This is a genomic window from Kitasatospora sp. NPDC059571 (assembly GCF_042735675.1).
In the GTDB taxonomy this organism is placed as follows: domain Bacteria; phylum Actinomycetota; class Actinomycetes; order Streptomycetales; family Streptomycetaceae; genus Kitasatospora.
In genome coordinates, this window is record NZ_JBHWBW010000526.1 from 1 (window position 1) to 5,254 (window position 5,254).

General features: G+C 75.4%; 5 protein-coding genes. 3 read left to right on the forward strand and 2 right to left on the reverse strand.

Annotation, left to right across the window (positions count from 1 at the left end; all coding sequences use genetic code 11):
* Positions 1 to 20: 20 nt before the first annotated feature.
* Positions 21 to 908: an SGNH/GDSL hydrolase family protein gene (locus ACFV0G_RS34675; RefSeq protein ID WP_380556562.1), complete on the reverse strand. Its 888-nt coding sequence runs from the start codon at positions 906 to 908 to the stop codon at positions 21 to 23.
* A gap of 108 nt (positions 909 to 1,016) precedes the next feature.
* Positions 1,017 to 1,430, reverse strand: coding sequence for a PaaI family thioesterase (locus ACFV0G_RS34680; protein ID WP_380556564.1), 414 nt, complete (start codon positions 1,428 to 1,430; stop codon positions 1,017 to 1,019).
* A 246-nt stretch (positions 1,431 to 1,676) separates the two neighbouring features.
* Between ACFV0G_RS34680 and ACFV0G_RS34685 the strand changes: the two genes are divergently transcribed.
* The 3 genes from ACFV0G_RS34685 (at position 1,677) to der (ending at position 5,192) form a co-directional block, all read left to right on the forward strand.
* Positions 1,677 to 2,762: a prephenate dehydrogenase gene (locus ACFV0G_RS34685; RefSeq protein WP_380556566.1), complete on the forward strand. Its 1,086-nt coding sequence runs from the start codon at positions 1,677 to 1,679 to the stop codon at positions 2,760 to 2,762.
* 136 nt (positions 2,763 to 2,898) lie between these two features.
* Positions 2,899 to 3,615 carry a (d)CMP kinase gene (cmk, locus tag ACFV0G_RS34690; protein WP_380556568.1) on the forward strand — a complete coding sequence of 239 codons (717 nt, stop codon included), beginning with the start codon at positions 2,899 to 2,901 and terminating at the stop codon, positions 3,613 to 3,615.
* A gap of 122 nt (positions 3,616 to 3,737) precedes the next feature.
* Positions 3,738 to 5,192 (forward strand): ribosome biogenesis GTPase Der, encoded by a 1,455-nt coding sequence (gene der / locus ACFV0G_RS34695; protein WP_380556570.1) that lies wholly within the window; start codon positions 3,738 to 3,740, stop codon positions 5,190 to 5,192.
* Positions 5,193 to 5,254 lie beyond the last annotated feature (62 nt).

Consider the following 5,254-nt stretch of genomic DNA (forward strand, 5'->3'; position numbering starts at 1 on the left):
GCCCCGGCGCGCCCGCGGTCTCAGAGCCGGGCCAGGAAGGTGTCCGCGATCACCTGGTAGCCGGTGTCGTTGGCGTGGATGTCGCCGCGCGCCATGTTCGTCCACTGCAGGATGCGGGCCACGTTGAGCGGCACCTGCTGCCCGCCGAGCGGGACGGTCGGCAGGGCGGAGTAGGTGGCGAAGGCGCCGGCCACGTCGGCCGTCGGCACGCCGTACGCGGCGTCGACGGCGCCGATGGTGGCGTTCAGCGCGGCGGCCAGCGGCACCGAGAGCGCGGCCGTCGTCCTGCCCTGCTCGCCCGTCATCCAGGCGGCCAGGAAGGGGTCGTAGAGGTTCATCCCGATGATCCGGGTGCGCGGGCCGGCGGCCTCGCGCAGCTGAGCCAGCACGGTCGACAGGCCGCGGCCGACCTGGGCGACCCCGTTCACCGCGCAGGGCAGGTCGATCGAGCCGCCGGCCGCGCACCGGTCCACGTCGTTGGCGCCGATGTCCAGCGTCACCAGCACCCGGTCGGTGCGGTGCTCGCGCAGGAACCTGACAGCGGCGGCGAGTTGGGAGTCCGGGTACGGGTGCGGGTAGGGGCAGCCGCCGCCCGCCATGGTGCCGGTGGTCTCGCCCGGGCAGCCCAGGTCGGTGAAGTCGAAGGCGCGCTTCTTGGCCGCCGCCCGCTCGCCCAGCGTCCGGGCGATGTCCTGGGCGTAGCCGCGGCCCACCACGTGGCCGCCGTCCGGGGTGGACTGGTAGCCGGCCGCCAGCGAGTCGCCGAGCGCCAGGTAGTACCGGGGGATCTCGGAGGTCGGTGAGGAGGGGGCGGCGGCGGCCGGGCCGGCCGACAGGCCGAGCGCCGAGGCGGCGAACACGGCGGTGACGGCGGCGAGTCGGGCACGTCTGGACAGGAGAGGGCGCATCGGGCCTCCACGATCGTCGGGCCGCGGGGTGGTGCGGCCCGGCGAGGCTACTGCGCGGTAGGCCCGGTGAGTAGGGGTCGGACGCGATCCCGTGCGCGCGGGGCGGGATCAGCCCGGAAAGGCGTAGACCGTGGTGGCGTGCGCGGCCGGCTCCGACTCCCCCTCGGCGGTCAGGGTGACGTCGGTGAAGGCGAGGCGCCGGCCGGACTTGGTGACCCGTGCGGTCACCAGCACGTCGGCGCCGACCACGGCCCGCTGGAAGGTGGTGGACTGCTGGATCGTGGTCATCGGCCCGTACCCGCCGCGCGCCGCGGACAGGGCGACCACGGTCGCGGTGTCGGCCGCGGCCATCAGCGCCTGTCCGCTCAACCCGCCGCCCTCCCGGGCCAGTTCGTCGGACCACGGCAGCCGCAGCACGGCGTGGGCGGGGCCGACCTCGACGACGGACAGCTTGAGCGCCTGCACCCACGGCGCGAAGTTCTCGGCGAGGACGGCATCGGCCTCGGCGGGGGAGAGAGTCACCCCGCCATTGTGGCCGCGCCCCGCGGCCGGCGCCAGCACCCGACGGGGGGTTGACCCCCGGCGCCCGGCGGGCGGGCCGCTGCGCGCCCGCCCCCGGGGGCGCACCGCGCCGCGGGGGAGCGGGGCACCCCCGCGCCGCCGCCCCGCCGGGCCCCCCCCGGGGGCGCCCCGCGCGCGGGCGGCGGCGCCGGTACGGGAGGATGGGCGGCGACAGCACACCGACCGTCCCAGGAGACGTACCCCGCCATGCGCACAGTCGCCGTCGTCGGCACCGGACTGATCGGCACCTCCGCCGCCCTCGCCCTCAGCGGACGCGGGGTCACCGTGTACCTGGAGGACGCCGACCCGGACGCCGCCCGCACGGCCGCCGCACTCGGCGCGGGCACCACCGAGGCGCCCGACGGCCCCGTCGACCTGGCGATCGTCGCCGTCCCGCCGGCCCTGGTCGGCAAGGTCCTCGCCGACTGCCAGCAGCGCGGCCTCGCCCGCAGCTACACCGACGTGGCCAGCGTCAAGGCCGGGCCGCGCGCCGACATCGCCGACCTCGGCTGCGACACCGTCCACTACATCGGCGGCCACCCGATGGCCGGCCGCGAGCGCTCCGGTCCGCTCGCCGCCCGCGCGGACATCTTCGAGGGCCGGCCGTGGGTCCTCACCCCGACCCCCGACACCGGCACGGCGGCGCTGAACGCCGCACTGGAGCTGGTCGCGCTCTGCGGCGCCGTCCCGATCGTCATGGACGCCGCCGCCCACGACCGCGCGGTGGCGCTGGTCTCGCACGCCCCGCAGCTGGTCTCCTCGATCCTCGCGGCCCGCCTGGAGCACGCCGACGAGACCGCCGTCCGGCTCTCCGGCCAGGGTGTGCGCGACGTCACACGGATCGCCGCCTCCGACCCGCTGCTCTGGGGCGACATCCTCTCCGCCAACGCCGCGGCCGTCGCCGACGTGCTCCAGGAGGTCGCCGCCGACCTCGACCGGACGGTCACCGCGCTGCGCGCCCTCCAGTGCGCGGACGAGGGCGGGCGGCGCGACGGCGCGGCCGGCATCGAGTCGGTGATGCGCCGCGGCAACACCGGCCAGGCCCGCATCCCCGGCAAGCACGGTGCCCCGCCCACCCGGTACGAGACGGTCACCGTCGTCCTCGGCGACCAGCCCGGCGAGCTCGGCCGGCTGTTCGGCGAGGTCGGTGCGCTCGGCGTCAACATCGAGGACGTCACCATCGAGCACTCGACCGGCCAGCAGGTCGGCCACGTGCACCTGGACGTCGCCCCGACGGCGGTGCGCACCCTCATCGGCGGACTGCGCGAGCGGGGCTGGGCCATCCGGGACTGACCGCCCCCGGCCCGCGGACCCGGCCCGGGCCGCCGGGCGGCCCGCAGGAGGCGGATCGGGAGCCTCCGCCGGTCCATTAACCTTGAGATAGTCATCCCGGCCTCCAGCGCGCCGGCCCGAGAGAGAGGTTCGCCCCGTGGACACTGCCGACCGAGCGCACGCCCCGGTCGTCGTCGCCATCGACGGACCTTCCGGATCGGGCAAGTCGACGGTCTCCCGGGCGGTCGCCGCCCGGCTGGGCCTGAGCTTCCTCGACACCGGCGCCATGTACCGGGCGATGACCTGGTGGATGCTGGCCAACGACGTCGACGTGGAGGACGCCGAGGCGGTCGCCATCGCCTGCGGCAAGCCCCTCATCGTCTCGGGTACGGACGCGGCCGGCCCGACCATCACGGTCGACGGCCAGGACGTCTCCGGCCCGATCCGCGGCCCCGAGGTCACCGCCAAGGTGTCCGCGGTCTCCGCCGTCCCGGCCGTCCGGTCCCGCCTGGTCGAGCTCCAGCGCGGCTGCGCCGAGGTCGCCGGGCGCGGCATCGTCGCCGAGGGCCGCGACATGGGCACCGTGGTGTTCCCGGACGCCACCGCCAAGATCTTCCTGACCGCCTCGGGCACCGCCCGCGCCGAGCGCCGCGCGGCCGAGCTGCGCGCCAAGGGCGTCGACGAGGCCACCATCACCGCCATGGCCGCCGACCTGGCCCGCCGGGACGCCGCCGACTCCTCCCGGGAGACGGCCCCGCTGACCCAGGCCCCGGACGCCGTCCTGGTGGACACCAGCGAGCTCACTCTGGACCAGGTGATCGACACCGTCGTCGCCGTGGTCGCGGAGCGGGCCGGCCGGCTGTCCGCCGTCTGACCACCCTCGGGCCCTCCGGCCCGTCCTCCGACTACGGGACACGTAGTTTCGCGCTGCCCGCCAGGGCAGGTACGCACGGCACGCCCCTGGGAAGGGCCGCGCCGGGAAAGTGAAAAACACACATGAGCAACGAGACCGCCGCGCACCACGGTGAGCTGGGCGACGCCGAGTACGCCGAGTTCATGGCGCTGGCCGCCGAAGAGGGCTTCGACGCCGAGGAGGTCGACGCCGACCTGGACGCGGCCTCGCACGGCCCGCTGCCGGTGCTGGCCGTCGTCGGCCGCCCGAACGTCGGCAAGTCGACCCTGGTCAACCGCATCATCGGCCGCCGCGCGGCGGTCGTCGAGGACCGCCCGGGCGTCACCCGCGACCGGGTCAGCTACGAGGCGACCTGGAACGGCCGCCGCTTCAAGCTCGTCGACACCGGCGGCTGGGAGATCGACGTCCTCGGCCTGGACGCCATGGTCGCCGCCCAGGCCGAGCTCGGCATCGAGACCGCCGACGCGGTGCTCTTCGTCGTCGACGCCACCGTCGGCGCCACCGACACCGACGAGGCCCTGGTCAAGCTGATCCGCCGGGCCGGCAAGCCCGTCGTGCTCTGCGCCAACAAGGTCGACGGGCCGTCCACCGAGGCCGAGGCCGCCTACCTGTGGTCGCTCGGCCTCGGCGAGCCCTACCCGGTCTCCGCGCTGCACGGCCGCGGCTCCGGCGACCTGCTCGACGCCGTCCTGGAGGCCCTGCCCGAGGCCCCGCCGCAGGTGTTCGGCAACGGCCAGATCGGCGGCCCGCGCCGGGTCGCCCTCATCGGCCGCCCGAACGTCGGCAAGTCCAGCCTCCTCAACAAGGTCGCCGGCGAGGAGCGGGTGGTCGTCAACGAGCTGGCCGGCACCACCCGCGACCCGGTCGACGAGATGATCGAACTCGGCGGCAAGACCTGGAAGTTCGTCGACACGGCCGGCATCCGCCGCCGGGTCCACCTGACCGCGGGCGCCGACTTCTACGCCTCGCTGCGCACCTCCTCCGCGCTGGAGAAGGCGGAGGTCGCGGTGGTCCTGATCGACGCCAGCGAGACCCTCGCCGAGCAGGACACCCGGATCATCTCGATGGCCGTCGAGGCCGGCCGGGCCGTCGTCGTCGCCTACAACAAGTGGGACCAGCTGGACGAGGAGCGCCGCTACTACCTGGAGCGCGAGATCGAGCGCGATCTCGTCCAGGTCCAGTGGGCGCCGCGGGTGAACGTCTCCGCGAAGACCGGCCGCCACATGGAGAAGCTCGTCCCGGCGATCGAGACGGCGCTGGAGGGCTGGGAGACCCGTATCCCGACCGCCCGCCTGAACGCCTTCCTCGGCGAGCTGGTCGCCTCCCACCCGCACCCCATCCGCGGCGGCAAGCAGCCCCGCATCCTGTTCGGCACCCAGGCCGGCACCCGCCCGCCGCGGTTCGTGCTGTTCGCCTCGGGCTTCCTGGAGGCCGGCTACCGCCGGTTCGTCGAGCGCCGCCTGCGCGAGGAGTTCGGCTTCGTCGGGACGCCGATCTCGATCTCGGTGCGCGTCCGCGAGAAGCGCCGCAAGAAGTAGTCCGCACCCTCCCCCTCGCGCCGCGCGGGGGGGTGGGCGGCACCACGGCAAGGGGCCGGGGC